Here is a 25270-nt window from a genome sequence, read left to right as displayed (position 1 = left end):
CCCGACTACCCAAACATCCCGAGCACGGCCTAGGGTTGCTGTGTGAACGAGCTCGATGTCGTAGGTGTCCGGGTCGAGATGCCCTCCAACCAACCGATCGTGCTGCTGCGTGAAGTGGGAGGCGACCGTTACCTCCCCATCTGGATCGGACCGGGGGAGGCGACGGCCATTGCCTTCGCCCAGCAGGGCATGGCTCCCGCGCGGCCGCTGACACACGACCTGTTCAAGGACGTGCTGGAGGCCGTCGGTCAGGAGCTCACCGAGGTGCGCATCACGGACCTGCGTGAGGGCGTGTTCTATGCCGAGCTGGTCTTCGCCAGCGGCGTCGAGGTGAGTGCCCGGCCGTCCGACGCCATAGCGCTGGCGCTGCGCACCGGAACGCCGATCTACGGCAGTGACACGGTGCTCGACGACGCGGGCATCGCCATCCCGGACGAGCAGGAGGACGAGGTGGAGAAGTTCCGCGAGTTCCTCGACCAGATCTCGCCGGAGGACTTCGGCACCAGCAACCAGTAGCCGGTATGAGCGCAGATGAGACGGGGTGGACCGCTTGGTCGGGACGCCCCGTTTCCGGCACTTGCCGGCGGCGGGTGAGAGCGTCCTACGGCTTCCGCTCAGCGCATTCGGCTAGCCTTTCCCCGCGGTGGGGTGCGGGAAACCACTCCTAGGGTGATTATCACTCGGCGTGGCGAGTGTGGCGATCGTTGACGCACCCCTGGTGACTGCCTACCGTCGAGAAGGCAGGTCAAGGACGGAGGTCGGCGTGAGAAGCAGCGGCGGCGGTACGGCTGGGGGTGCCCCCGGACTCGGTGTCGGGGGGAGCGGTCCGTACCCGCTTCACGGCAGCGCGGCCGATCACGCTCCGCAGCGACCGGCGGCCGTGCCGAGCAGCGGAGGGGCGACGTCCATGGCGTCCGAGCAGATCGGCTATCGCGGTCCGACGGCCTGTGCGGCCGCGGGCATCACCTATCGGCAACTGGACTACTGGGCGCGCACCGGGCTCGTCGAGCCGAGCGTGCGGCCCGCCTACGGGTCCGGCACCCAGCGTCTGTACAGCTTCCGGGACGTCGTCGTCCTGAAGATCGTCAAGCGGTTCCTCGACACCGGCGTGTCGCTGCAGAACATCCGCACCGCCGTACAGCACCTGCGCGAGCGCGGCTTTCGCGATCTGGAGCGCATGACGCTGATGAGCGACGGGGCCACGGTCTACGAGTGCACCTCGCCGGACGAGGTCCACGCGCTGCTCCAAGGCGGCCAGGGCATCTTCGGCATCGCCGTGGGCGTGGTGTGGCGGGACGTCGAGAGCGCGCTGTCGCAGCTGCACGGAGAGCGCGTCGACACCGGTGAGACGCTCGTCGGGCCCAACCCGGCGGACGAGCTGGCGCGGCGGCGCAACAGAGCGGTCTGAGGTCCCCCGCGAGCCTCTTGGACGGGCTGTCCGGCGTCGTTGTCAGTGCCGTGGTGCAGCATCGGAGGTGTGAGAAACGCGCCCACGATCCTGCACCTCGACATGGATGCCTTCTTCGCGCAGGCGGAGCAGGCCTCCAAGCCGAGTCTGCGCGGGAAGGCCGTGGTCGTGGGCGGTCTCGGGCCGCGCGGAGTGGTGGCGACCGCCTCCTACGAGGCACGGGTCTTCGGGGTGCACTCGGCGATGCCGACGGCCCAGGCACGTCGGCTGGCTCCGAACGCCGCCTACCTCAGTCCTCGCTTCGGGTTCTACCGGTCGATCAGCGACCAGGTGATGGGGCTGCTGCGGGCGCTGTCGCCGTTGGTCGAGCCGCTGAGCCTGGACGAGGCGTTCGTGGATCTGGAGGCCGGGGAGGCGGCCTGGGACAGTGATTCGGCACGGCTGGCCGGGACGCGGTTGCGTGCGGACATCCGGGCCGTCACGGGGCTCACGGGGTCGGTGGGGCTGGCCGCCTCCAAGATGCTCGCGAAGATCGCCTCGGAGCAGGCCAAGCCCGACGGCCTGGTGCTGATCGAGCCGGGCACCGAGCGGGCCCTGCTCGGGCCGATGTCGGTGCGGACGCTGCCAGGGGTCGGACCGGCGACGGGGGACCACCTGAGGCGAGCGGGGATCACCACGGTCGACGAACTCGCCGAGGCGGGTGAGGACGAGCTGGTCCGGCTGCTGGGCAAGGCGCATGGGCACGCGCTGTACGCCATGGCGCTGGCGCGCGACGAGCGGCCCGTGGTGGCCGAGCGGGAGACCAAGTCCGTCTCGGTCGAGGACACGTACGACGTGGACATCCACGACCGGGTGCGGGTGGGGCTGGAGGTCCAGCGGCTGGCGGACCGGTGTGTGCGCAGGCTGCGAGGAGCCGGTCTGTCGGGGCGGACCATCGTGCTGAAGGTGCGTCGGTACGACTTCTCCACCCTCACCCGGTCCGAGACCCTGCGCGGGCCGACGGACGATCCGGCGGTGGTGCGGGAGGCGGCGGCGCGGCTGTTGGACTCCGTGGACACCACGGGCGGGGTGCGGCTGCTCGGTGTCGGGGTCAGCGGTCTGGCCGACTTCACGCAGGAGGACCTGTTCGCGCAGGCGGCCGAGGAGCGGGGGGACGGGCCCGAGGAGGAGGTGCCGGAGGAGCCCGCGCGGGAGGAGGCGGGGCCGGCCGAGCACCAGTGGCGTCCTGGGCACGATGTGCGGCATGCCGAGCTGGGGCACGGGTGGGTGCAGGGCAGTGGTCTGGGGCGGGTCACCGTGCGGTTCGAGACGCCGGAGTCGGAGGTGGGCCGCGTGCGGACGTTCCGGATCGACGACCCGGATCTCGAGCCTGCGGATCCGTTGCCGTTGGTGCGGCGAAGACCGGAGGAAGGCGCGGGAAGCGCCGCCGCTCAGGCGGCGGGTGAGCGTGCGAGATTGCCCGGCGGGTCCCGGGAACACCGCCTGAGCGTGGTTCGTTACAGAGAGTGAGGATGGTGAAGGTGCCGGGTGAGATGGCACCTGTGCTGAAGGGGGAGAGGTATGGAACTGCAAGGGAATCAGTCCACGAGCTCGGTGGGGGTGTCCGTGGAGCGGGAGACCGAGGTGCGGGAGGTCGTGGAGCGGGTCACCCGCTGGGCCGAGAAACGAAGTGACGTCGCCGGAGCGCTCCTCGTCGGGTCGTATGCGCGTGGGGCCGCGCGCCCGGACTCCGACGTCGATCTCGTGGTGCTCACGACGCAGCCGTCACGGTACGCCGAGGACGAAGAGTGGGTGCGCGAGCTCGCCCTGGGCGAGGTGGTGCGCGTCCAGGGGTGGGGGCCTGTCACCGAATGGCGGCATGTCACCGCCTCCGGCCTGGAGGTCGAGGTGGGCATCGGCCCGACCGACTGGGCTCGGACGGACCCTCTGGACGCGGGCACCCGCCGGGTCGTCATGGACGGCGCGAGGCTTTTGTATGACCCCGCCGGTGTGCTCGCGACGCTGATACGGGCCTGTTCCTGACCGGGCTCAGGGCTCGTCCGTGCCGGCCATCCTGCCGAAGTCGTGGTCCGGGAGCGGGGGAGGGGCGCCGACGTCGAGGCCGTAGTGGTGGTAGAGCTGGAGTTCCTGCTCCGGGGAGAGGTGGCGGCCCACGCCGAAGTCGGGGGCGTCCTTGATCAGGGCGCGGTCGAAGGGGACGTGCAGCGTGCCGTCGACCAGTTCGCTGGGTTCCAGGGGGACGAAGGCGTCCCTGGAGAACAGGCCGGTCCGTATGGCCGCCCACTCCGGCACTCCGGTCGCGTCGTCGAGGTAGACCTCGTCGATCGTGCCGATCTTGATGCCGTTGCGGTCGAATGCCTTGCGGCCGATCAGGTTGCGCGGATCGATGTCGGTCTGCACGGGCCCTCCATGTGGTCGCAACTCATTCGTAAGCACTACAAAAGAGCACAATGGTGAGCATGGCCACTCGAGGGACCGGGTGTTGGCCTCGCTGGTACGCTGGCAATCGGCTGCTGACCCCGTGCGGGAGAGTCCTCCGGAGATCATCCGGAGGCGCCGAAGGAGCAAATCCTCCCCGGAATCTCTCAGGCTCACGTACCGCACGGACGAGGTCACTCTGGAAAGCAGGGCGGGCGTCGACGGCTTCCGCTCTCACCGACGGTGAAAGCCGGGCTCCCTCGGGCGGCCGGTGAAGCTCTCAGGTTGAGATGACAGAGGGGGAGGCCGTCCGGGTACCCGTGCCGTGGTGCCCCTCGAAGGTCGCGTCAGACCAGGAGGCCTCCGCAATGACCGCCCACCGCATTCCGCTCTCCGACCTCGAACAGGGAATCCCCTTCGAGCAGCGCCACATCGGGCCGGACCCGGAGGCGCGGGCCAAGATGCTCGCGCAGGTCGGGTACGGCTCGCTGGACGAGCTCACCAGCGCCGCCGTGCCGGATGTGATCAAGAACGCTGCCGCGCTGGACCTGCCGGGTGCGCGCACCGAGGCCGAGGTGCTCGCCGAGTTGCGGTCCCTGGCCGACCGCAACCAGGTCCTCGGCTCCATGATCGGGCTCGGGTACTACGGCACCTTCACGCCGCCCGTCATTCTCCGGAACGTGATGGAGAACCCGGCCTGGTACACGGCCTACACGCCGTACCAGCCGGAGATCTCGCAGGGACGGCTCGAGGCGCTGCTGAACTTCCAGACGATGGTGGCCGACCTGACCGGGCTGCCGACCTCGGGCGCCTCGCTGCTCGACGAGGGCACGGCCGCCGCCGAGGCGATGGCGCTGTCCCGGCGGATGGGCAAGAACAAGAAGGGCCTGTTCCTGGTCGACGCGGACGTGTTGCCGCAGACCATCGCCGTGATCGAGACCCGCGCCGAGCCGACCGGGGTCGAGGTGGTCGTCGCCGACCTCAGCGAGGGCATTCCGGCCGAGATCGCCGCGCGGGAGATCAATGGCGTGCTGATCCAGTACCCGGGTGCCTCCGGGGCCGTACGCGACATCAAGCCGGTCATCGACCAGGCGCACGAACTGGGGGCACTGGTCACGGTCGCCGCCGATCTGCTCGCGCTGACGCTGCTGACCTCGCCCGGGGAGCTGGGGGCGGACATCGCGGTCGGGACGACGCAGCGGTTCGGTGTGCCGATGGGCTTCGGCGGGCCGCACGCCGGTTACATGGCCGTCCATGAGAAGTTCGCGCGCAGCCTGCCCGGGCGGCTCGTGGGCGTCTCCGTCGACGCGGACGGGAACAAGGCGTACCGGCTGGCGCTGCAGACGCGTGAGCAGCACATTCGCCGGGAGAAGGCGACCAGCAACATCTGTACCGCGCAGGTGCTGCTCGCCGTGATGGCCGGGATGTACGCCGTCTACCACGGGCCCGAGGGGCTCAGGGGGATCGCGCGGCGGACCCATCGGTACGCCTCGATCCTGGCGGCGGGGCTGACGGCCGGTGGTGTCGAGGTGGTGCACGGTTCCTACTTCGACACGCTGACCGTCCGCGTGCCCGCGAAGGCAGCGGAGGTCGTCGCCGCCGCACGGCAGAACGGCGTCAACCTGCACCTCGTCGACGCCGACCAGGTGTCGATCGCCTGTGACGAGACCACCGGGCGGGCCCAGGTGGGTGCCGTCTGGGGTGCCTTCGGGGTCGAGGGGGACATCGAGGCCCTCGACGCCGTCACCGAGGACGCTCTGCCGGCCGGGCTGCTGCGCACCGACGAGATCCTCACCCACCCCGTCTTCCACCAGCACCGCTCCGAGACCGCGATGCTGCGGTACCTGCGCAAGCTGGCCGACCGCGACTACGCGCTCGACCGTGGCATGATCCCGCTGGGCTCCTGCACCATGAAGCTCAACGCGACCACCGAGATGGAGCCGGTCACCTGGCCCGAGTTCGGGCAGCTGCACCCCTTCGCGCCAGCCGACCAGGCCGAGGGATACCTCACGCTCATCCGTGAGCTGGAGGAGCGGCTCGCCGAGGTCACCGGGTACGACAAGGTGTCGCTGCAGCCGAACGCCGGGTCGCAGGGGGAGCTCGCCGGACTGCTCGCCGTACGGGGTTACCACCGCGCCAACGGCGACGAGCAGCGGACCGTGTGCCTGATCCCGTCCTCCGCGCACGGGACGAACGCCGCCAGCGCCGTGATGGCCGGGATGAAGGTCGTCGTCGTGAACACCGCCGGGGACGGTGAGATCGACGTCGAGGATCTGCGGGCGAAGATCGAGAAGCACCGGGACGAGCTTGCGGTGCTCATGATCACGTATCCGTCGACGCACGGGGTGTTCGAGGAGCACGTCGCCGACATCTGCGCGCAGGTGCACGAGGCCGGCGGGCAGGTGTACGTCGACGGCGCCAACCTCAACGCGCTCGTCGGGCTCGCCAGTCCGGGGCACTTCGGCGGTGACGTCTCGCACCTCAACCTGCACAAGACGTTCTGCATCCCGCACGGCGGCGGCGGTCCGGGCGTCGGCCCCGTGGCCGTACGGTCCCACCTGGCGCCGTATCTGCCGAACCATCCGCTGCAGCCCGCCGCCGGGCCGGAGACCGGCGTCGGGCCCATCTCGGCAGCGCCCTGGGGCTCCGCGGGGATCCTGCCGATCTCGTGGGCGTACGTACGGCTCATGGGCGGTGAGGGGCTGAAGCGGGCCACGCAGGTGGCGGTGCTGTCGGCCAACTACATCGCCAAGCGGCTCGAACCGCACTACCCGGTGCTCTACACCGGCCCGGGCGGGCTGGTCGCCCACGAGTGCATCATCGATCTGCGGCCGCTGACCAAGGCGACCGGCGTGAGTGTCGACGACGTCGCCAAGCGGCTCATCGACTACGGGTTCCACGCGCCGACGATGTCGTTCCCGGTGGCCGGGACGCTGATGATCGAGCCGACCGAGTCGGAGGACCTGACCGAGCTGGACCGCTTCTGCGAGGCGATGATCGCCATTCGCGCGGAGATCGAGAAGGTGGGCGCCGGCGAGTGGCCCGCCGACGACAACCCGCTGCGCAACGCCCCGCACACCGCGGCCGCGCTCGGGGAGAAGTGGGAGCACGCGTACACGCGCGAGGAGGCGGTCTTCCCGGCCGGGGTGTCCGCCGCCGACAAGTACTGGCCGCCGGTGCGCCGGATCGACCAGGCCTTCGGTGACCGGAACCTCGTCTGCTCGTGCCCGCCGCTGGACGCGTACGAGGACTGACGCCGGGCGGCTGAGGGCTCCTGTCCGGTTCGGGCGGGAGCCCTCGGTGTCTCAAGCCGTCGCCAGGGAGACCTCGGTCGACTTGATCAGGGCGACGGCGCGGGAACCGGTCGTCAGAGCGAGGTCGTCGACGGCGTCCCTGGTGACGACGGCGGTCAGCTCGCCGCCGTCGACGGACAGTCTGACCGTGGCCATCGCCCCGCCGGTGACGATGTCGGTGACCGTTCCTGGGATGCGGTTGCGGATCGACAGACGCTCGACCGGACCGGTGGCCACGGCGACCTCCGTCGACTTCACCAGGGCCCGGACGGTGGAGCCCGGGGTGAGGCCGAGCTCGGTCACGGCGTCCCGGGTGATCGCCGCGGTGAGGGACTGGCCGCCGGTGAGGCGGATGCCGACGGTGGCCATCACCTCGCCGGGGGTGACGGTGGTGACGGTGCCGGGGAGTTGGTTGCGGATGCTCAAGGTCATGAGCGACAACCGTAGGGCCCTATGGTCTTTATGTCTGGTATGCGTGGTTCTGTGCCGCCTTGGCCGTTGCCCGGGCCGGGCGCCCGGACGCAGGTCGAGATGTGGCAGGTGACGCGGACGAGGTCGTCGACGACAGGGGCGCTCGCGTCGAGGGTCTGCGGGCGGCGGTGCGGCACGGGACCGTCTTGTCGCCCAGGCGCTTCACGGGGTTCAGGTGCGGTCGATGTGGACGTTCGTCGACTTCACGCGGGCCGTCGCCTCCATGCCGATCTCCAGACCGAGATCCTCGACGGCCTCCCGGGTCAGCAGGGAGACGAGCCGGTGCGGGCCGGCCTGGATCTCGACCTGGGCGGCGACGTCACCGAGCTTGATCGCGGTGACGATGCCCGGGAAGGCGTTGCGGGCCGAGGTGTAGGAGGCGCCCTCCTCGCCGCCGGCCGAGCCGGCGAGTTCGACCGAGAACGCGGCGAGGTCCTTGCCGTCGATGAGGCGTCGTCCGGTCTCGTCACGGTGGGTCGCCACCCGGCCCGCGTCCGCCCAGCGGCGTGCGGTGTCGGGGCTCACGCCGAGCAGCCGGGCGGCCTGACCGATGGTGTAGGACTGCATGGGGGTCACGATAGGGGCACGCGGGCGCGGAGTGTCGCCCGGTCCCCGGCGTCACGGCAGTTCGGAGGCCTTGAGCACCGCCCCGGCGTCCCGCAGCCCCAGATGGGTGGGGACCCCGGTGGACACCTCGGCGTGCTGCCGTACGGCGGTCAGGGTGTCGGTGCGGACCCCGACGAGCCAGAGGACGGTGCGGGCCGGGGTGAGGGTCTCGGCGTCCCGGTCGATCAGGAGGGGCGGGGCGCCGAAGGCCAGCGCACGGGCCACCGCCGACCGGGCCTCGGACCGCCGGTGTCGCCTCGCCGGTCGTGGTCGGTGGTTCGCTGTGCCGCACGGGGGCCGACGGCAGGCCTCCGTGCGGGGCGCGGGGCGGTGCTGACGGTCTTCTGACGCGGGACGAGGGGACTTCGACGGGATTCCGCCCCCGCCAGTGCCCGCGCGGGCGTCAGCCCGTGTGGACGCGGGGGCGGCGGGCGCGGTCCGGTTCCGCCTCGCGCAGGACCTCCCGGGTGACCGGGGCGACCTCGCCCTGGCCGAAGAGGAAGAAGCGCAGGAAGTTGGCGAAGGGGCTGCCCTCGGTCCACTCGAAGTAGATGTGCGGGGTGCAGCCGGTCGAGTCGCGGACGTGCAGGAGCAGGGCCGCCAGCGCGTTGGGAATGGAGGAGGACTCCAGGGTCAGCACGCGGTAGCGGTTGTGCAGGACCTCGCCGCGTACGGTCAGGCCGGCCTCGAACTCCGAGGGGTCGCCGACGGTGACCTCGACGAAGACGAAGTCCTCGCCGGGGATGTCGTTGTCCTCCCGGATCTGCTCGATCTTGTCGCGGTACTCGGCCTTGTCGCGCTGGTCGGGCTCGTTGGCGATGAACCGGATCTTCCGGCTCGCCATGTCCCGGACGAATCGCTCCGCCATGTCGTCGAGCGTCACGCTCGTCACGCGGAGCTCGAAGGCGCGGGCCAGGCGGGAGAGCAGGGAGACGAGGATGATGCCGGCGATGAAGCAGGCGCCGATCTTCACGCCGTCGGGGCGTTCGATGACGTTGACGACCGTCGTGTAGAGGAACACCGCCGAGATGATCGCGAAGGCGATCGTCCAGTTGCGCTGGCCGGCCTTGCGGGCGGCGATGGTCACGGCGATCGCGGCGGAGCTGATCAGCACGAGGACGCCGGTGGCGTAGGCGCCGCCCTGGGCGTCGACGTCGGCGTCGAAGATCCACGTCACCAGGAAGGCGATCAGGGTGAAGACGATGACCATCGGGCGCACGGCTCGGGCCCAGTGCGGGGCCATGCCGTAGCGGGGCAGGTAGCGGGGCATCAGGTTGAGCAGGCCGGCCATGGCGGAGGCGCCGGCGAACCACAGGATGGCGATCGTCGAGACGTCGTAGACCGTGCCGAAGGCGTTGCCCAGGTACTCGTGCGCGAGATAGGCCAGCGCACGGCCGTTGGCGCTGCCGCCGTCCTCGAACTCCTTCTCCGGGATCAGGAGAGTGGTGATGAAGCTGGTCGTGATCAGGAAGCCGCTCATGATCAGGGCGGCGGTGGTGAGCAGCTTCTTGGTGCCGCGGATCCGGCCGGTCGGCCGCTCCTCGGTGTCGCCCGGGTCGCCCTTGACGTGCGGCATGACGGCGACGCCGGTCTCGAAGCCGGAGAGGCCGAGCGCGAGCTTGGGAAAGACGATGAGAGCGACGCCGATCATCACGAAGACGTTGCCGTGTTCGGCGGTCAGGGCGCTGGACCAGTCGGTGATCACATGCCCCTCGGTGACGACGTGCCACAGGCCGACGACCACGACGACGACGTTGAGGCCCAGGTAGAGCGCCACGAGAGCGACCGCGACGCCGATGGCCTCCAGGAAGCCCTTGAGGAAGACCGCGCCGAGCAGCGCCACGAGGATGAGGGTGATCAGCAGCTGCTTGTCGTGCAGGGCGCTGTTCAGGTGCGGGTTCTCGACCAGGTGGGTCGAGGCGTCCGCCGCGGAGAGGGTGATGGTGATCAGGAAGTCGGTGGCGGCGAAGCCGAGCAGGGTCAGGACGAACAGCTTGCCCTGCCAGAAGGACAGCAGCCGCTCCAGCATGGCGATCGAGCCCTCGCCGTGCGGGCTCTCCTCGGCCACGCGCCGGTAGACCGGCAGCGCGCCGGCCAGGGTGACGATCACCAGCACGATGGTCGCGACGGGCGACAGCAGGCCGGCGGCGAGAGCCGCGATGCCCGGCTGGTAGCCGAGGGTCGAGAAGTAGTCGACACCGGTCAGGCACATCACCCGGTACCAGGGCTGGCCCTTGTGGGGGGGCTCCGGTTCGGCGTGCGGGCCCACGTGGCCGCCGCCCTTGCCCATGTCGGACAGACCCTCCAGCATCCAGGCGCGCAGGCGACTGGGCGGTGGGTGCTCGGTGGTGGCCATCGGCGTGCTCCTGAGGTGCGGCTCAGCGTGCGGTGCGGCTGAACGTGAGGTTTCCGGCCATCACGCGGACGGCCGCACCAGCGTAAGCAGAGAGTGACGCCTGGGCCCAGGGATCACGGGGGGACCTGGCGTCAAGCTTCCGTTAAGACTGGCCGTACGGACGGGGCTGAGCGTCAAGAACGGAGGTTGCGGGGGTTTCCGGCGCCGACTGGGCCGGACGAGGGTGGGTGGGCCGGGGTCGTGGGGTCGGCTACCCGGTGTCATGACCGTCGGCGTCGCCACCGTCAGAAGGCGACCGGCCGACGCGGCCGGACGCCCGTACGGGCCGGTACCGGCGCAGGGAACGGGGCGTGATCGGCGCGAGCGTCAGAGTCGCGTCAAAGGGGCCGCGGCGGCGTACGGGAGCCGTCAACGGCGGTCGCGTCCGGCTTCGCAGGAGGTTTCCTCTAAGCATCGCTGTCCGCAGGAACCTCACCTTCAGGAGCTCACGATGGCCGATCTGGCCTTCGTCGTCACCACGGTCGCGGTCTTCGCGCTGGTGGTCCTCGTCGCCAAGGGGGTGACGAAGCCATGACCGCGGAGAACGTCGTCGGTCTGGTCGTGGCCGTCGCCCTGCTGGGCTGTCTCGTCCTCGCCCTGCTCTTTCCGGAGAGGTTCTGACACAGGAGATGGGTCCCGTACTCGCCGGCGTGCTCCAGTTGCTCGCCCTCGCGGCGGCGCTGGCGCTCGCCTACGCCCCCCTCGGCACCTACATGGCCAAGGTGTACTCCTCCGACAGGCACTGGCGGGTCGAGAGGTGGATCTACAAAGGGGGTCGCGCGAGCGGATCGTCGTCGGGCTGACCGGCGGACCGGAGGGGCGGACGCTGATCCGGCGGGCGGCGCGGCTGGCGGAGAAGGGCGCCGGTGGCGAGGTGCTGGCGGTCTACATAGCGCGCAGCGACGGCCTGACCTCGGCCTCGCCGAAGGAACTCGCCGTGCAGCGCACCCTCGTCGAGGACCTCGGCGGCACCTTCCACCATGTCGTGGGCGACGACATACCGGCCGCCCTGCTGGACTTCGCGCGCGGTGTGAACGCCACCCAGATCGTGCTGGGTGTCTCGCGTCGCAAGGGCTGGCAGTACGTCCTCGGACCCGGCGTCGGCGCGTCGGTCGCCCGGGCGTCCGGGCCCGACCTCGACGTCCACCTGATCACCCACGACGAGGCGGGCAAGGGGCGCGGCCTGCCCGTGGCCCGGGGCGCGAGGCTCGGCCGGTCGCGGATCATCGGGGGATGGCTCGTCGGCGTACTGGGCCCTGTCCTCCTCACCCTTCTGCTGACCTGGCTCGCACCCGGTGTCGGGCTCGCCAACGACATGCTGCTGTACCTGTCGCTGACGGTGGCCGCGGCGCTCCTCGGCGGACTGCTGCCCGCGCTGGCCTCGGCGGTGGCCGGCTCGCTGCTGCTCAACTGGTACTTCACGCCACCGGTGCACACCCTCACCATCGCCGACCCGGAGAACATCGTCGCCATCGCGATCTTCGTCGGTGTCGCCGTCGCCGTGGCCTCGGTGGTGGACCTGGCGGCCCGGCGCACACATCAGGCCGCCCGGCTGCGGGCCGAGTCGGAGATCCTCTCCTACCTGGCCGGCAACGTGCTGCGCGGCGAGACCAGCCTGGAGGCCCTGCTGGAGCGAGTCCGGGAGACCTTCGGCATGGCGTCGGCGGCACTGCTGGAGCGGGAGGGCGACCTCGCGCCGTGGACCTGCGCGGGGAGCGTGGGCCCCGCGCCCGTGCGCTGTCCCGAGGACGCCGACGTCGAGGTGCCGGTCGGCGACCACATGGCGCTGGCGCTCACCGGCCGGGCGCTGCCCGCCGAGGACCGGCGGGTCCTCGCCGCCTTCGCCGCCCAGTCGGCCGTCGTCCTGGACCGCCGGCGTCTCCAGGAGGAGGCCGACCGGGCCCGTACGCTCGCCGAGGGCAACCGGATCCGGACCGCGCTGCTGGCCGCGCTCAGCCATGACCTGCGGACCCCGCTGGCCGGGATCAAGGCGGCGGTGTCCTCGCTGCGGTCGGACGACGTCGAGTGGTCCGAGGACGACGAGGCCGAACTGCTGGCGGCGATCGAGGACGGCGCGGACCGGCTCGACCACCTGGTCGGCAACCTGCTCGACATCTCCCGCCTGCAGACCGGCACCGTCACGCCGATCGTGCGCGAGGTCGGTCTGGACGAGGTGGTGCCGGTGGCGCTCGGCGGGGTCGCGGAGGACAGCGTGGAGCTGGGCATCCCGGAGACGCTGCCCGTGGTCGCCGTCGACAAGGGCCTGCTGGAGCGGGTGGTCGCCAACGTCGTCGAGAACGCCGTCGAGTACAGCCCGGACGGCGAGCCCGTCCTCGTGTCGGCTGGCGCCGTCGCGGACCGGGTGGAGGTCCGGGTCGTCGACCGCGGGCCGGGCGTCCCGGACGAGGCCAAGGAGCGGATCTTCGAACCCTTCCAGCGCTTGGGGGACGCTCCGCGCGGGGCGGGCGTCGGGCTGGGCCTCGCGGTGGCCCGCGGATTCGCCGAGGCGCTGGGCGGCACGCTGACCGCCGAGGACACGCCCGGCGGCGGGCTGACCATGGTGCTGAGCCTGCGGCCGGCGCCGGAACGGCGGTCGGGGGAGCCGGAGATTCCGGCCGGGGCCGTGTCGTAGGAGCCGCGTCGCCGGTGCCGGCCGCACCGTTCGGGGAGCTCACGCGGCCTTGTCCGTCTCCGGGCGGCCCCTTACAGTCCGCTCCGTAATGTTCGTCGACAGTGTCGAATGTTTCGGAGTCCCCACCGGGAAGGGGCTGACGCGCATGAGGGCGGACGGCCGGAGTCGGCGGCAACGCACGGCGATCCGCTGCCGGCCCAGGGCTGCTGTGACGGCGCCGCCCGTCCCGGTGAGTCAACCGGTCGACGGATTCACTGTGTTCAAGGGGTTGCCACCCATCGGAGCCTGTCTCTAGGGTGCGGCAGCGACGAACCTTTCTGGATCCATACCGAAAGTTTCGGAAACCTGGACGGACATGGGTGTGTGCCGTCCCGTACCCCAAGGAGCGCATGATGGGCGACCCGGCACTGTCCCGCCGCGGCTTCCTGGCGGCCTCCGCCGCGGCCGGGCTGAGCATGACGGCACTGAGCGCCTGCGGCGGCGACTCGGACGGAGGGTCGTCGGGGACGACCACGATCGAGTGGTGGAACATCTCCACCACCCAGCCGACCAAGGACGTCTGGGCCGGCCTGGCCAAGCAGTTCGAGGCCCAGAACCCCAACGTCAAGGTCAAGATCGTCCAGCTGGAGAACGACGCCTACAAGTCGAAGATGACCGCGCTGACCGCCTCCGGGAAGCTGCCCGACATCTTCCACACCTGGGGCGGCGGCGTCCTGAAGCAGCAGATCGACGCCGGTCTCGTCGAGGACCTCTCCGACAGGACCAAGGAGTGGGCGGACGGCCTGCTGCCCGTCGCCCGGGAGCCGTACCTCTTCGACGACAAGGCCTACGGCATCCCGTTCGACATCGGCATGATCGGCTTCTGGTACAACAAGGCCCACTTCAAGCAGGCCGGCATCAGCGCGCCCCCCACCACCTGGAGCGGCTTCCTCGACGCCGTACGCAAGCTGAAGTCGGCGGGCATCACGCCGCTCGCCCTGGCCGGCAAGGAGAAGTGGCCCGGCATGTACTACTGGGCCTACCTCGCGATGCGCACCGCCGGGATCGACGCCCTCCAGAAGGCCAGCGACGACAAGGACTTCACCGGCGAGGGCTTCGTCCAGGCCGGGCAGCACCTGCAGAACCTCGTCGACCTCCAGCCGTTCCAGAAGGGCTTCCTCGGCGCCGCCTACTCCAGCCCCACCGGCCAGGCCGCCGCCGTCGGCAACGGCAAGGCGGCCATGGAGCTGATGGGCCAGTGGGCGCCGGTGGTGGAGGCCGACGCCGGCAAGGGCCTCGGCGCGAACCTCGGCTTCTTCCCGTTCCCCGAGGTGGAGGGCGGCAAGGGCGCGCTCACCGAGGTCTTCGGCGGAGGCGGCGGACACGCCCTGCGCGCGGGCGCCCCGCAGGAGGCCGTCGACTTCCTGAAGTTCTTCGCCTCGGCCACCACCGACACCCAACTGGTCAAGAAGACCGGTGTGCTGCCCGTGGTCCCGGCCGCCGAGAGCGCGCTCACGGACCCCAACCTCAAGGCCGTGCAGACTCAGTTGAAGGCGGCCACCGGCTTCCAGCTCTACCTGGACCAGGCCTACGCCCCCGCCGTCGGCCAGGAGGTCAACGACAGCGTGGCCGCCCTCATCGCCGGCTCCAAGTCACCCCAGCAGGTCGCCGAGTCGATCAGCAAGGTCGCGAAGGAAGAGCAGTAGCCGGCGATGACCTCGACCTTCCTCCCGGACAAGCGGAGCGGCCCCGGCGTCGACCTCCCGTCCCCGGCCGCCGACGCGGGCCGGGGACGGGCCCGGCGGCGCAGGCTGCACTGGCTCACCGCCGTCGGCTTCCAGGCGCCCGCCCTGGTGCTGTTCGGCGTGCTGGTGCTGCTGCCGATGCTGTTCGCGCTGTACGCCTCGTTCTTCCGCTGGGGCGGCTTCGGCATGCCCGAGGACTACGTCGGCGGCGACAACTTCACCCGGCTCTTCCAGGACCCCGTCTTCCTCGGTGACCTGTGGCGCTGCCTGGTCCTGGTCGTGCTGTCCCTCGCCCTGCAACTGCCGTTCGCGCTCGCCCTCGCCATCGCGCTCAACCAGCGCGTCCGCGGCCGGGCCGTCTACCGGATGCTGTTCTTCGCGCCGTACATCCTCTCCGAGGCGATCACCGGCGTGCTGTTCGGCATGATCTTCGCGCCGGACGACGGCCTCGCCGACCACGTCCTGGGCGCGATCGGCCTGGACGGCGCGGGCGGGCAGTGGTTCGCCGATCCGTCCACCGTCATGGCCACCCTCTTCCTGGTCATGACGTGGAAGTACTTCGGCTTCCACATGATGCTCTACCTGGCCGGGCTCCAGTCCATCCCGGCCGAGTTGACCGAGGCGGCCCTGATCGACGGGGCCGGGCCCTGGCAGCGCTTCCGCCATGTCACCCTGCCGTTGCTCGCGCCGACCCTGCGCATCAGCGTCTTCCTGTCCGTCATCGGCTCCATCCAGCTCTTCGACCTGGTCTGGGTCACCACCGCGGGCGGCCCCGACCACCACTCCGAGACGATGGCCGTGACCATGTTCCAGTACGGCTTCAAGCGCTACCAGGTCGGCTACGCCAGCGCGATCAGCGTGGCCATGTTCGCCATCAGTCTCGTCTTCGCCCTCGCCTACCAGCGGTTCGTGCTCCGCCGCGACCTGGAGGGGGCCACCACGACCCTGCGAGGAGGCGGCTCGTGAGCGCCCGCAAGACCGGCCGTACCCTTCCGCTGCACGTCGTCCTCGTCGCCGTCGGCGCGGTGATGGTCGTCCCTCTCCTCTACGCCGTCCTGTCCGGCTTCAAGACCACCGACGAACTCTCCCGCAACCCCATCGGCCTGCCCGACTCGTGGGTGACGTCGAACTACACCGACATCCTGGGCTCCGGCGCCTTCTGGCGGCTGCTCGGCAGCAGCACGCTGATCGCGATCGGGACGACGGTGGTGGTGGTCGCGGTGTCCGCGCTCGCCGCGTTCTCCTTCGCCCGGTTCGCCTTCCGCGGCCGGGAGGCGCTGTTCACCCTGTTCACGATGGGGCTGATGTTCCCCTTCGCGGTGGCGGCCCTGCCCCTGTTCCTGCTGCTGCGCTCGATGGACCTGCTGGACAACCCGCTCGGTGTGATCCTTCCGCAGGCCGCCTTCGGGCTGCCGATGACCATCGTCATCCTGCGCGGCTTCTTCCGGGAGATCCCGGCGGAACTGGAGGAGGCGGCCACCCTCGACGGGTGCGGCCCCCTCGGGTTCTTCTGGCGGATCCTGCTGCCCATGGCCCGCCCCGCTCTGGGCACGGTCTCCGTCCTCGCCGTGGTCGGCAGCTGGAACAACTTCTTCCTGCCGCTGCTGGTCTTCACCGACTCCACGTGGTGGACGATCCCCATCGGCGTCCAGCAGTTCCAGGGCCAGTACTCCGCGGAGTACGCCCGTGTCTTCGCCTATCTGGTCCTCGCCATGGTCCCCGCCCTGGCCTTCTACTCCGTCGCCGAGCGCCAGCTCGTCGGCGGCCTCACCGCCGGCGCCACGAAGGGATGACGCGCGCCCGCGGACGTACGGCTCGCCGTCCCCACCTCTCGACCGCGCTCGAGCCGGGGGGACCCCATCACCGATCGTGAGGAGTCGCACATGCCCAGCAGGTCCCGCACCCGGCTGAGACTCGCCGGAGTCCTCGCCGCGGTCCTGGTCGCCGCAGGTGTCGCCACCGGCCCGGCCGCCCAGGCGCACGAGAAGAAGCCGGCCACGCTCGCCGACCTGGCCCAGCGCCACGGCCGCTACTTCGGCAGCGCCACCGACAACCCCGAGCTCACCGACACCGCCTACACCAGGATCCTCGGCCGCGAGTTCGACATGATCACTCCCGGCAACGGCATGAAGTGGTACGCCACCGAGCCGCAGCAGGGCGTCTTCGACTTCTCCAAGGGCGACGAGATCGTGAACCTCGCCCGCGCCAACCACCAGAAGGTCCGCGCCCACACCCTCGTCTGGCACAGCCAGCTGCCCGGCTGGCTCACGGCCAAGGAGTGGACGGCCGACGAACTCCGCGCCGTCCTCAAGAAGCACATCCAGACCGAGGTCCGCCACTACCGGGGCAAGGTCTACGCCTGGGACGTCGTCAACGAGGCGTTCAACGAGGACGGCACCTACCGCGAGACGATCTTCTACAAGACGCTCGGCCCCGGCTACATCGCCGACGCCCTGCGCTGGGCCCACCAGGCCGACCCGAAGGCCAAGCTCTACCTCAACGACTACAACGTCGAGGCCATCGGCCCCAAGAGCGACGCCTACCACGCCCTCGCCAAGCAGCTGAAGGCCCAGGGCGTCCCGCTCCACGGCTTCGGCCTCCAGGCCCACCTCGCCCTCCAGTACGGCTATCCGACGACCCTGGAGGACAACCTCCGCCGCTTCGCCCGCCTCGGCCTGGACACCGCCCTCACCGAGGTCGACGTACGGATGCTGCTGCCCGCCACCGAGGAGAAGCTGGCCCAGCAGGCCGACTGGTACCGGGACATGACCGAGGCGTGCCTCGCGGTGCGCCGGTGTGTAGGCGTCACCGTCTGGGACTACACCGACAAGTACTCGTGGATCCCGGCGTTCTTCCCGGGCGAGGGCGCTGCCCTGCCGTGGGACGAGCAGCTCGCGCCGAAGCCGGCGTACCACGCGATCCGGGAGGCGCTGAGCGTCAAGCGCTGACCGCCTGCAGGGAATCGGGCACCGAACCCGGGCGGAGCTCAAGTAGTCCTTATCGTAGGTGAGTTGGTGGTGCGGTGCTGGACCGCACCACCAGTTCCGTGCCCAGCTCCACCCGCGGGGAGTCCGGTTGTTCGCCGCGAGCCAGACTGAGGACCGTGCGGACGGCGAGCTTGCCCATGTCGGCGAGGGGCTGGCGGACGGTGGTCAACGGCGGTGCCGACCAGCGGACTTCGGGGAGGTCGTCGAAACCGACCACGCTCATGTCCTCCGGTACGCGCAGTCCGCGCCGGCGCAGCGCCTCGATTGCCCCGAGCGCCATCTGGTCGCTGGCCGCGAACAGCGCGGTCGGCGGCTCGGGCAGGTCGAGCAGGGCGGTGCAGCCGGTGAAGCCCGACTCGGGGTGGAAGTCGCCGGGGACGACCAGGGACGCGTCCACGCCGAGGCCGGCCGCCTCCAGGGCCGCCCGGTAGCCGTCGAAGCGGGCGCGGGAGCACAACAGCCGCGGTGGGCCGGCGATCAGGCCGATCCGCCGGTGGCCGAGGGACAGCAGATGCTCGGTGGCGGCGAGGCCGCCCGCCCAGTTGGCCGCGCCGATGGTCGGGGTGTCGAAGCCGGGGGAGCCCGTCGGGTCGACCACCACCAGCGGGACGCCCAGGATGCGCAACTGCTCGTGCAGGGTGGGTTCCAGAGCCGAGGTGACGAGGATGACGCCGTCGGAGGCGCGCGCCCGCAGATTGCGCATCCACTCCCGGGCGTCGCCCGAGCGCCCGTGGATGGCCGACACCACCGTGCCCACGCCGGCCGCGTGGGCGACCTCCTCGACGCCGCGGATGATCTCCACCGCCCAGGGGCTGTCGAGATCGTTGAAGACCAGGTCGAGCAGAGCGGCGCGGGCCGGGGCGGAGGAGGGGCGTTTGCGGTAGCCGTGCAGGCGCAGCAGGTCCTCGACCCGGGCCCGGGTCTCGGGCGAGACGTCGGAACGGCCGTTGACCACCCGGGACACCGTCGGCACGGAGACACCGGCCTGCCGGGCGATGTCCGTGATGGTGACCTTGCCCCGGGACACGGGTGCCGTCTCGTCCACTGCCACTTCCCCCACCTCCGTCGCACCGCTTCGACGCTCCCGTCGAAACTTCCAGGAGTCTTCCGGAAAGCGGGGGTTGGTGGGAAGAGATACAGAGCGGGAAACCGTGCGGCCACGGTGAGTGAACGGCCCCGGACATGCGTCGGGGCCGGCGCACAGCGGCGGCTGCGGCCCGGCCCCTCGGATCACCGGTCGGCGTCGGTCGGCGCCGGCCGGGGACTGCGCAGGCGGTGCTCAGGCGGCCGTGACGACCCGGCCGGTGTCGAGCGGGCGGTGCGGCGCGATGATCTGGCCGTCCGGCAGGAGCTCACCGGTGTCCTCGAAGAGCAGGACGCCGTTGCACAGCAGGCTCCAGCCCTGCTCCGGGTGGTGCGCCACGAGACGGGCGGATTCCCGGTCGGCGGAGTCGGCTGTCGGACACGGTGGCTGATGCTGGCACATGGAAGGGATCTTTCGCTCTGTCGTGGTGTGTGGAAGGTGTGTTGTGCTGGTCTCGCGGCGTGAAACGTCGTTCATGGCCGCCCCCCGTTGTGATAAGTCGGTCGGAACCCAGTGTTGCCCCACGGGCGTCGATCCGCAGGGATTTCGCCGCACCGCTTCTCACAGGTTGATGACGCATCACTCGCGCGGGCGGTTCATCCCAACTGCACGGTCACTTCGGATGGTTCCGCCTGGCCGGATGGGGCTAGTCCTCACGGACAAGGCCGCTCGTGACGGCACCGTACCCCGCCACCGGGGCCGCGGTGACGGGGTACGGAGACTGGGGCGCGGGCCCGACTCGGGCCGGGGTCAGGCCGGGGAGCCGAGCAGGGGTCCCGGGCCCGGGGTGACCCGGAGGGTCAGCACCGGCAGCAGTTCGGCGACCCGGTGCGGGCGGTGCGCGGCGATCCCGGGCGGCGCCGGCGCCAGCGGCACCAGCAGGTCGGTCGCCGCGGGGTGCCCGGTGGTGCCGTCCGAGGCGCAGTCGCCGTGCAGCCAGAGCGTGAGCATGTACAGGCCGGGTACGGACAGCAGACGGGCCTGGTACGACTGCGTCGACGACTCGGCCTGGCGCAGGGCGCGCTCGGTGGAGGCGATGTAGGGGCCTTCGAAGAAGTGCGAGAAGGCCCAGCCGTCGGGGGTCAGCCGGGTCTCGGCCGCGGCCACCGCCCGGTCGCCGCAGCGGATCAGGAAGCGCCAGCCGGCCAGCCGGGTCGCGGACACGCCTTCGGGGGTGATCCGGTCCAGGACGTGCACGGGCAGCGGGAGTTCGGGAACGGCCTCCTGCTGGGCGGTGCGCAGGGACGGGGTCCGCGCCTCGCGGACCGCGGTGGGGGAACCGAGTGCCGTGAGGACGGAGCGCAGGGCGGGCGCGGGAGCCGGGGGGACATGCAGCGGCATGGTGGGTCGCCTCTCATTCGACAGGCACGGTGGCGCGAGGGCGGGGGCGGACGGCGCTGTCAGCTCTCAGGGGGAGGTCAAAGAGGCGGGGGCCGGGGTCTGGGAATCGGGGGTGCACAAGCGGCCTGCCGTCCGTCACCTCGACGACGACAGGCTCCTTCGACTGTGGGCGCCCACCTTCTCTGCCTGTTCGCGAAGTTTATACGACACGTGTTCAGACTGTGTTTCGTCTAGCTGATTCCGGGGCACCCGGCAAGAGTCCATTCGGTCGGCGATACGTGTGAATCATCCCGATTCAGAGCTGGTCGCGCGGCGATGACCTCGGGATATGCAGCTGCAGCGGTCGGCCTGTTCTCGTCGGCGTTTTTCACGAGATCCCGAGTTCGTGAAACCGCGCTTTGCCGCTTGCCCGGTGAATGTGCCTCCGGACATCTCCGGTCAGGGTAGCGGGTGCCGGGCCGGCCGGGGGACGTTATCGATCGACAGGGCTGGGCATCATCCCACCTGACCCCGGGACAGCCGGCGGGCGGATCGCCGGCCCGCCCATGCGAGGAGGGACGCTTCGATGGGGGAGAAGGTCGTGGCGGGCGCGTTCGACCTGTCCGATCGTCAGCGCTACCGCGACAAGCTGCAACGGTGCCTGACGGGGCTGGAGCGGCTCCTGGACCAGCAGCGCTTCGACCGCCCCAGGAACCTCATGGGGCTGGAGATCGAACTGAATCTCGCGGGTGCCGACGGTCTGCCGAAAATGCTGAACGGACAGGTGCTGGAGAGGATCGCAAGCCGGGATTTCCAAACAGAACTCGCCATGTTCAACCTGGAAGTCAACATTGCCCCACACCGATTGGACGGGCGGGTATTCGACCGGCTCGCGGAGGAACTCCGCACGTCTCTGGCATATGCCCACCGAAAGGCCGGAGAGGTCGACGCGGGAATCGTGATGATCGGTATTCTGCCGACTCTGGACCGTGACGACCTGGTCTCCTCCAATCTTTCCGACGTCGACCGCTACACCCTTCTCAACGATCAGATCGTGGCCGCCCGCGGCGAGGAGTTCAGCCTCGAGATCGACGGCGTGGAGCGTCTGTCGTGCACGTCGAAGTCGATCGTCCCGGAGGCGGCCTGCACCTCCGTGCAACTGCACCTCCAGGTGACCCCGGCCCGCTTCGCCGACGTGTGGAACGCCGCGCAGGCCGTCGCCGCCGCGCAGATCGCCGTAGGCGCCAACTCACCCTTCCTCTTCGGCCGCGAGCTGTGGCGCGAGTCCCGCCCCCCGGTGTTCCAGCAGGCCACCGACACCCGCCCGCCCGAGCTCCAGGCACAGGGCGTGCGACCGCGGACCTGGTTCGGCGAGCGGTGGATCAGCTCCGCGTACGAGCTCTTCGAGGAGAACCTGCGCTACTTCCCGGCCCTGCTGCCCATCTGCGACGAGGAGGACCCGCTGGAGGTCCTGGCGGCCGGCGGCGTCCCGAAGCTCGCCGAGCTGGTCCTGCACAACGGCACCGTCTACCGCTGGAACCGCCCCGTCTACGGCATCGCCGACGGCGTCCCCCACCTGCGCGTCGAGAACCGCGTCCTGCCCGCGGGCCCCACCGTGACCGACGTCGTCGCCAACGCGGCCTTCTACTACGGCGTCGTCCGCGCCCTCGCCGAGGACTCCCGTCCGGTGTGGACCCGCATGCCCTTCGAGACCGCCGCCGCGAACTTCGACGCCGCCTGCCGTCACGGTATCGACGCCCGCCTGCAGTGGCCGCGGCGCGGCCGGCTCGGCGGCACCGGTGAGGTCGACGCGGTGAGTCTCGTACGGGACGAGCTGCTGCCGCTGGCCGAGGCCGGGCTGGACGCCTGGGGCGTGGAGCCGGCGGACCGGGACCTGTACCTGGGTGTCATCGAGGAGCGGTGCCGTCGGCGGACCAACGGGGCGAGCTGGCAGGTGGCGACCTTCCGCCGCGCCCTGGAGGCGGGACTGCCGCGGGACGCCGCGCTGGCGGCGACCACCCGGCGGTATGCCGAGCTGATGCACCAGGGGGAGCCGGCGCACACCTGGCCGGTGGGGCTGCCGGAACCCGTCCCCATGGGCTGGAGCGGGTGAGCGGGGACCGCCGAAAGTCCCGGCTCTTTCACCCTGGCCCCTGTCCGATCAGCGCTGGTCTCCCTGTGTTCCCGCCGCCACGATCGCCTTCAGAATCACCGTGTGGATCTGTGCCGGGTCGCTGACCGACTGGCCCGAGCCGCCCGTCGCCCGGGCGATCCGGTCGGCCTCGTCGCGGTCGGCGCCGGGACCGACGGCGATCATGATGAGGGGGACCGGGCGCTCCGGGGTGGTGAGTTTCTGCAGCTCGGCGAGGAGCGCGGTGCGCGAGATGCTGCCCGGGTCCTGGTTGACGCCGTCGGTGAGGATCACCAGGGCGTTGAACCTGCCCTTCGCGTAGGACGCGACCGCCGCCCGGTACGCGGCGAGCGTCGTGTCGTACAGGCCGGTCGCGCCGTTCGGTACGGGCGCCAGGTCGCCGAAGGCCGCCGCGAGCCTCTCCCGCTGGGTGCGGCCGTCGGACGTGCGGTCGCCGAGCCGCTCCGTCGGGACGAGGACGCGGTAGTCCCTGTCGCCGTCCAGCTCGGTGGAGAACTGCCACAGGCCGATCTCGTCCTGCGGGGTGAACGTGGCGAGGGCCCGCAGGAGGGAGGCCTTGGTGACGTCCATGCGTGAGCGTTTCGCGCCCGGTACCGGCTCCGCCATGGAGGCGGAGGTGTCCACCACCGTGGTGAGCCGGGCACTCTGGACCGTGATCGTCCACGCTCCCAGCGTCTGCTCGACGGCCGTGTCCGAGGCGCTCTGCGCCGGCGGCTCGGCGAACGGCTGGGGGCTGCTGCCGCCGGCCGCGGCCACCACCGCCTTCGGGACGTCGTACTCGGACGTCCGGAAGCCGTGCTCCCGCAGCAGCTTCCGCTGCTCGGGGCGGCGCAGATAGGTCAGGAACCGGATCGCCGCCCGGCTCTCGTCGGTGGTCAGCCTCGTCCGGTCGACGAGCGTGTACGGGTAGTCGAGCCGGGGCGAGCCGTCCTTCGGGTAGAAGAGGTCCAGCTCGGGACCGGCGTCCGCGGCGGAGTTGTGCGTGTACGCCGCCTGCTCGGTGACCACGACCGCCCGGTTGTGCCCGGCGTCGCCCTGCTCGGCGCCCGAGGTGTCGCGCGGCAGTGTCGCCAGGACCTGGGCGTCGGTGTCACGGGTGCGTTGCGACAGCGTCTTCATCATCGCCGCGGCCCGGGTGTCCCCGCCCTTGACGCCGGTCGCGGCCGCGCCGAGCTGCGTCAGCGCCAGCAGCCCGGTCGCGCTGCGGGCCGGATCGGCCGCGCCGAGCCGCAGCGAGTCGTCCTGGAGCGTCGCACCGACCAGCTCCAGCCAGGTGTACGTCTTCTGCGGCCAGCCCAGCGACTTCGCGGCGGCGGGAACCATCGCCACCCCGATCGGGGTGGAGGCCACGTTCCCGATCGGCGTCACCCGGGTCGCCTTGCGGTCGGCGGTGACCCGTTGGATCCACAGGTCGGAGTCGGCCACCCACACCTGCGCGTCCGGGTCCCGGCCCGCGGCGAGTGTGTTCACGACCTCGGACGACTCGCGCGCGGCGACGGTGACCGCGAGGCACTGTCCGTCGGAGGTCAGACCGGTGTCCTCGGCCTGCTTCGCCGCGGCCGTCAGCGCGGGCGCCAGGTCGGGCGACGCGGCCACGGTCAGCCGTACCGGGTCGTCGCGGCAGGAGGAGCCGAAGGAGAGCAGGCCGCTGCGCACGGCCGCCGCGGCGGAACCGGCGACGGTGAGGACGAGGGCCGTGGTGATCGCCACCGTGCGGCGGCGTGCGCGAACACGGGGGCCGCCGGTACCCGCGTCGGACTCATCGGGCAAGCTGTGACGTCCCATGACGGTGGTGCCCTCCCTGGCGTTCCGCGTGCCGGATGTCCGGCCGCACGGCATGCGAAGGGGAGGTACGCCCCGTACGGCGTCCGTCCCCCCAACGGCCTGTCGCGCACGTTTTTCGTAACTGCTTTCGAGACCCTAGCGACGCGCGGACGGGGATGAGGCGGCTTTACCCAACTGGAGGCAGGTGTGCAGGCGGAGGAGGGGCCGGTGGCCGATTCTTTGCCGCGGGAGCGGTTCTCGCGACGGATCTTCCGTGACGAGACCCTGCTCGTTCTGGGGCTTTCGCTCGGTGCGAGTGGTGTGTCCGCCCTGATCAGCTTTGTCGGATCGGTCACGAAACCGGGGGGCCTGAAGGACCAGGCCGCGACCCTCAACGCCTCGGCCGCGCCGGGCCGTCCCTGGCTGGATCTCGCCTGGCAGCTCTTCGGGATCGCCACGGCCCTGGTCCCGGTCGCGCTCGTCGCGCACTTCCTGCTGCGCGAGGGGGAGGGCCTGCGCACGCTCGGCTTCGACCGCACCCGTCCCTGGCCGGACCTCGGCCGCGGGGCCGCGATCGCGGCGGTCATCGGCAGCTCCGGCATCGCCTTCTACCTGGCCGCACGCGGTCTCGGCTTCAACCTCACGGTGGTGCCGGAGGCGCTCCCCGAGGTGTGGTGGAAGTACCCCGTGCTGATCCTCTCCGCGCTGCAGAACGCGATCCTCGAAGAGGTCATCGTCGTCGGCTATCTGCTGCGGCGGCTGGGCCAGTTGGGCTGGACGCCGGTCGGCGCGCTCGTGGCCAGTTCCGTACTGCGCGGGTCGTACCACCTGTACCAGGGCATCGGCGGCTTCATCGGCAACATGGTGATGGGCGTGGTGTTCGTCCACCTCTACCGACGCTGGGGCCGGGTGGGTCCCCTGGTCGTGGCGCATTCACTGCTGGACATAGGGGCGTTCGTGGGGTACGCGCTGCTGGCCGGAAAAGTGGGGTGGCTCCCCACACCATGAGCCACCCT

General features: G+C 70.8%; 23 protein-coding genes, 1 pseudogene and 1 riboswitch. Of the genes and pseudogenes, 15 read left to right on the top strand and 9 right to left on the bottom strand.

Annotation, left to right across the window (positions count from 1 at the left end; all coding sequences use genetic code 11):
* Positions 1-42 precede the first annotated feature (42 nt).
* The 4 genes from ACPT94_RS18440 (at position 43) to ACPT94_RS18425 (ending at position 3430) form a co-directional block, all read left to right on the top strand.
* Positions 43-516, top strand: coding sequence for a bifunctional nuclease family protein (locus ACPT94_RS18440; RefSeq protein WP_004934251.1), 474 nt, complete (start codon positions 43-45; stop codon positions 514-516).
* Between the two features lie 247 nt (positions 517-763).
* Entirely contained in the window at positions 764-1408 is a 645-nt protein-coding gene (locus tag ACPT94_RS18435; protein WP_360342096.1) for a MerR family transcriptional regulator, read from the top strand.
* Between the two features lie 69 nt (positions 1409-1477).
* Positions 1478-2917, top strand: coding sequence for a DNA polymerase IV (locus ACPT94_RS18430; protein WP_425246301.1), 1440 nt, complete (start codon positions 1478-1480; stop codon positions 2915-2917).
* Positions 2918-2968: 51 nt separating this feature from the next.
* The gene (locus ACPT94_RS18425) at positions 2969-3430 is read left to right on the top strand and encodes a nucleotidyltransferase domain-containing protein (protein ID WP_425246300.1); all 462 of its coding nucleotides are present in this window, start codon (positions 2969-2971) and stop codon (positions 3428-3430) included.
* 6 nt (positions 3431-3436) lie between these two features.
* Here ACPT94_RS18425 and ACPT94_RS18420 read toward each other — a convergent pair whose 3' ends face one another.
* Positions 3437-3808 carry a PRC-barrel domain-containing protein gene (locus ACPT94_RS18420; RefSeq protein ID WP_360342105.1) on the bottom strand — a complete coding sequence of 124 codons (372 nt, stop codon included), beginning with the start codon at positions 3806-3808 and terminating at the stop codon, positions 3437-3439.
* Between the two features lie 114 nt (positions 3809-3922).
* Positions 3923-4019, top strand: a riboswitch (glycine riboswitch).
* Between the two features lie 175 nt (positions 4020-4194).
* Between ACPT94_RS18420 and gcvP the strand changes: the two genes are divergently transcribed.
* Complete coding sequence (gene gcvP, locus ACPT94_RS18415; protein WP_360342108.1) at positions 4195-7080, top strand: aminomethyl-transferring glycine dehydrogenase; 2886 nt, start codon at positions 4195-4197, stop codon at positions 7078-7080.
* Positions 7081-7131: 51 nt separating this feature from the next.
* Here gcvP and ACPT94_RS18410 read toward each other — a convergent pair whose 3' ends face one another.
* The 4 genes from ACPT94_RS18410 to ACPT94_RS18395 all read right to left on the bottom strand — a co-directional run bounded on the left by ACPT94_RS18410 (position 7132) and on the right by ACPT94_RS18395 (position 10552).
* Positions 7132-7551 carry a TOBE domain-containing protein gene (locus tag ACPT94_RS18410; RefSeq protein WP_425246299.1) on the bottom strand — a complete coding sequence of 140 codons (420 nt, stop codon included), beginning with the start codon at positions 7549-7551 and terminating at the stop codon, positions 7132-7134.
* A 210-nt stretch (positions 7552-7761) separates the two neighbouring features.
* Entirely contained in the window at positions 7762-8157 is a 396-nt protein-coding gene (locus tag ACPT94_RS18405) for a TOBE domain-containing protein (RefSeq protein ID WP_425246298.1), read from the bottom strand.
* 51 nt (positions 8158-8208) lie between these two features.
* The gene (locus tag ACPT94_RS18400; protein ID WP_425246297.1) at positions 8209-8421 is read right to left on the bottom strand and encodes a hypothetical protein; all 213 of its coding nucleotides are present in this window, start codon (positions 8419-8421) and stop codon (positions 8209-8211) included.
* A gap of 178 nt (positions 8422-8599) precedes the next feature.
* A complete protein-coding gene (locus tag ACPT94_RS18395) occupies positions 8600-10552 on the bottom strand; it encodes an APC family permease (protein ID WP_360342120.1) in 1953 nt (650 codons plus the stop codon).
* A 262-nt stretch (positions 10553-10814) separates the two neighbouring features.
* On the opposite strand from ACPT94_RS18395, the gene ACPT94_RS18390 reads away from it, so the two are divergent.
* The 8 genes and pseudogenes from ACPT94_RS18390 (at position 10815) to ACPT94_RS18355 (ending at position 17895) form a co-directional block, all read left to right on the top strand.
* Positions 10815-11126, top strand: coding sequence for a hypothetical protein (locus ACPT94_RS18390; RefSeq protein WP_425246296.1), 312 nt, complete (start codon positions 10815-10817; stop codon positions 11124-11126).
* Positions 11123-11212, top strand: a complete 90-nt coding sequence (gene kdpF / locus ACPT94_RS18385; protein WP_360342127.1) for a K(+)-transporting ATPase subunit F — start codon at positions 11123-11125, stop codon at positions 11210-11212. Before ACPT94_RS18390 ends, kdpF begins: the two co-directional genes overlap by 4 nt.
* 8 nt (positions 11213-11220) lie before the next feature.
* Positions 11221-11394, top strand: a complete 174-nt coding sequence (locus ACPT94_RS18380; protein ID WP_360342477.1) for a hypothetical protein — start codon at positions 11221-11223, stop codon at positions 11392-11394.
* A pseudogene (locus ACPT94_RS18375) lies at positions 11364-13223 on the top strand (DUF4118 domain-containing protein); the annotation flags it as partial. The gene ACPT94_RS18380 and the pseudogene ACPT94_RS18375, both read left to right, overlap by 31 nt.
* Positions 13224-13615: 392 nt before the next feature.
* Positions 13616-14908, top strand: coding sequence for an extracellular solute-binding protein (locus ACPT94_RS18370; protein WP_425246308.1), 1293 nt, complete (start codon positions 13616-13618; stop codon positions 14906-14908).
* A 6-nt stretch (positions 14909-14914) separates the two neighbouring features.
* Positions 14915-15913, top strand: a complete 999-nt coding sequence (locus tag ACPT94_RS18365) for a carbohydrate ABC transporter permease (RefSeq protein ID WP_425246295.1) — start codon at positions 14915-14917, stop codon at positions 15911-15913.
* A 62-nt stretch (positions 15914-15975) separates the two neighbouring features.
* Positions 15976-16740, top strand: a complete 765-nt coding sequence (locus ACPT94_RS18360) for a carbohydrate ABC transporter permease (RefSeq protein ID WP_360342453.1) — start codon at positions 15976-15978, stop codon at positions 16738-16740.
* Positions 16741-16830: 90 nt separating this feature from the next.
* Positions 16831-17895: an endo-1,4-beta-xylanase gene (locus tag ACPT94_RS18355; protein WP_360342133.1), complete on the top strand. Its 1065-nt coding sequence runs from the start codon at positions 16831-16833 to the stop codon at positions 17893-17895.
* 49 nt (positions 17896-17944) lie between these two features.
* On the opposite strand, the gene ACPT94_RS18350 is transcribed toward ACPT94_RS18355, so the two are convergent.
* The 3 genes from ACPT94_RS18350 to ACPT94_RS18340 all read right to left on the bottom strand — a co-directional run bounded on the left by ACPT94_RS18350 (position 17945) and on the right by ACPT94_RS18340 (position 20359).
* Positions 17945-18994: a LacI family DNA-binding transcriptional regulator gene (locus ACPT94_RS18350; protein WP_425246294.1), complete on the bottom strand. Its 1050-nt coding sequence runs from the start codon at positions 18992-18994 to the stop codon at positions 17945-17947.
* A gap of 219 nt (positions 18995-19213) precedes the next feature.
* Positions 19214-19420 carry a DUF5999 family protein gene (locus tag ACPT94_RS18345; protein ID WP_360342139.1) on the bottom strand — a complete coding sequence of 69 codons (207 nt, stop codon included), beginning with the start codon at positions 19418-19420 and terminating at the stop codon, positions 19214-19216.
* Between the two features lie 348 nt (positions 19421-19768).
* Entirely contained in the window at positions 19769-20359 is a 591-nt protein-coding gene (locus ACPT94_RS18340) for a hypothetical protein (protein WP_360342142.1), read from the bottom strand.
* A gap of 565 nt (positions 20360-20924) precedes the next feature.
* On the opposite strand from ACPT94_RS18340, the gene ACPT94_RS18335 reads away from it, so the two are divergent.
* Positions 20925-22451, top strand: a complete 1527-nt coding sequence (locus ACPT94_RS18335) for a glutamate-cysteine ligase family protein (protein ID WP_360342145.1) — start codon at positions 20925-20927, stop codon at positions 22449-22451.
* 48 nt (positions 22452-22499) lie between these two features.
* Here ACPT94_RS18335 and ACPT94_RS18330 read toward each other — a convergent pair whose 3' ends face one another.
* Positions 22500-24275 (bottom strand): substrate-binding and VWA domain-containing protein, encoded by a 1776-nt coding sequence (locus ACPT94_RS18330; protein ID WP_425246293.1) that lies wholly within the window; start codon positions 24273-24275, stop codon positions 22500-22502.
* A 186-nt stretch (positions 24276-24461) separates the two neighbouring features.
* Between ACPT94_RS18330 and ACPT94_RS18325 the strand changes: the two genes are divergently transcribed.
* The gene (locus ACPT94_RS18325) at positions 24462-25262 is read left to right on the top strand and encodes a CPBP family intramembrane glutamic endopeptidase (RefSeq protein WP_360342151.1); all 801 of its coding nucleotides are present in this window, start codon (positions 24462-24464) and stop codon (positions 25260-25262) included.
* Positions 25263-25270: the final 8 nt, after the last annotated feature.

Origin of the sequence: Streptomyces aurantiaciflavus (assembly GCF_049808595.1) — a bacterium.
Classification (GTDB): Bacteria; Actinomycetota; Actinomycetes; order Streptomycetales; family Streptomycetaceae; genus Streptomyces.
The sequence above is the reverse complement of the archived record's forward strand: the minus strand, read 5'-3'. Positions and strand labels throughout refer to the sequence as shown.

Bases quoted from the DNA above. Each gene is read 5' to 3' on its own strand.
- ACPT94_RS18425 (WP_425246300.1), top strand. From the start codon at position 2,969: ATGGAACTGCAAGGGAATCAGTCCACGAGCTCGGTGGGGGTGTCCGTG.
- gcvP (WP_360342108.1), top strand. From the start codon at position 4,195: ATGACCGCCCACCGCATTCCGCTCTCCGACCTCGAACAGGGAATCCCC.
- ACPT94_RS18410 (WP_425246299.1), bottom strand. From the start codon at position 7,551: ATGACCTTGAGCATCCGCAACCAACTCCCCGGCACCGTCACCACCGTC.
- ACPT94_RS18405 (WP_425246298.1), bottom strand. From the start codon at position 8,157: ATGCAGTCCTACACCATCGGTCAGGCCGCCCGGCTGCTCGGCGTGAGC.
- ACPT94_RS18395 (WP_360342120.1), bottom strand. From the start codon at position 10,552: ATGGCCACCACCGAGCACCCACCGCCCAGTCGCCTGCGCGCCTGGATG.
- ACPT94_RS18390 (WP_425246296.1), top strand. From the start codon at position 10,815: ATGACCGTCGGCGTCGCCACCGTCAGAAGGCGACCGGCCGACGCGGCC.
- kdpF (WP_360342127.1), top strand. From the start codon at position 11,123: ATGACCGCGGAGAACGTCGTCGGTCTGGTCGTGGCCGTCGCCCTGCTG.
- ACPT94_RS18380 (WP_360342477.1), top strand. From the start codon at position 11,221: ATGGGTCCCGTACTCGCCGGCGTGCTCCAGTTGCTCGCCCTCGCGGCG.
- ACPT94_RS18370 (WP_425246308.1), top strand. From the start codon at position 13,616: ATGGGCGACCCGGCACTGTCCCGCCGCGGCTTCCTGGCGGCCTCCGCC.
- ACPT94_RS18365 (WP_425246295.1), top strand. From the start codon at position 14,915: ATGACCTCGACCTTCCTCCCGGACAAGCGGAGCGGCCCCGGCGTCGAC.
- ACPT94_RS18360 (WP_360342453.1), top strand. From the start codon at position 15,976: ATGGTCGTCCCTCTCCTCTACGCCGTCCTGTCCGGCTTCAAGACCACC.
- ACPT94_RS18355 (WP_360342133.1), top strand. From the start codon at position 16,831: ATGCCCAGCAGGTCCCGCACCCGGCTGAGACTCGCCGGAGTCCTCGCC.
- ACPT94_RS18345 (WP_360342139.1), bottom strand. From the start codon at position 19,420: ATGTGCCAGCATCAGCCACCGTGTCCGACAGCCGACTCCGCCGACCGG.
- ACPT94_RS18340 (WP_360342142.1), bottom strand. From the start codon at position 20,359: ATGCCGCTGCATGTCCCCCCGGCTCCCGCGCCCGCCCTGCGCTCCGTC.
- ACPT94_RS18335 (WP_360342145.1), top strand. From the start codon at position 20,925: ATGGGGGAGAAGGTCGTGGCGGGCGCGTTCGACCTGTCCGATCGTCAG.
- ACPT94_RS18330 (WP_425246293.1), bottom strand. From the start codon at position 24,275: ATGGGACGTCACAGCTTGCCCGATGAGTCCGACGCGGGTACCGGCGGC.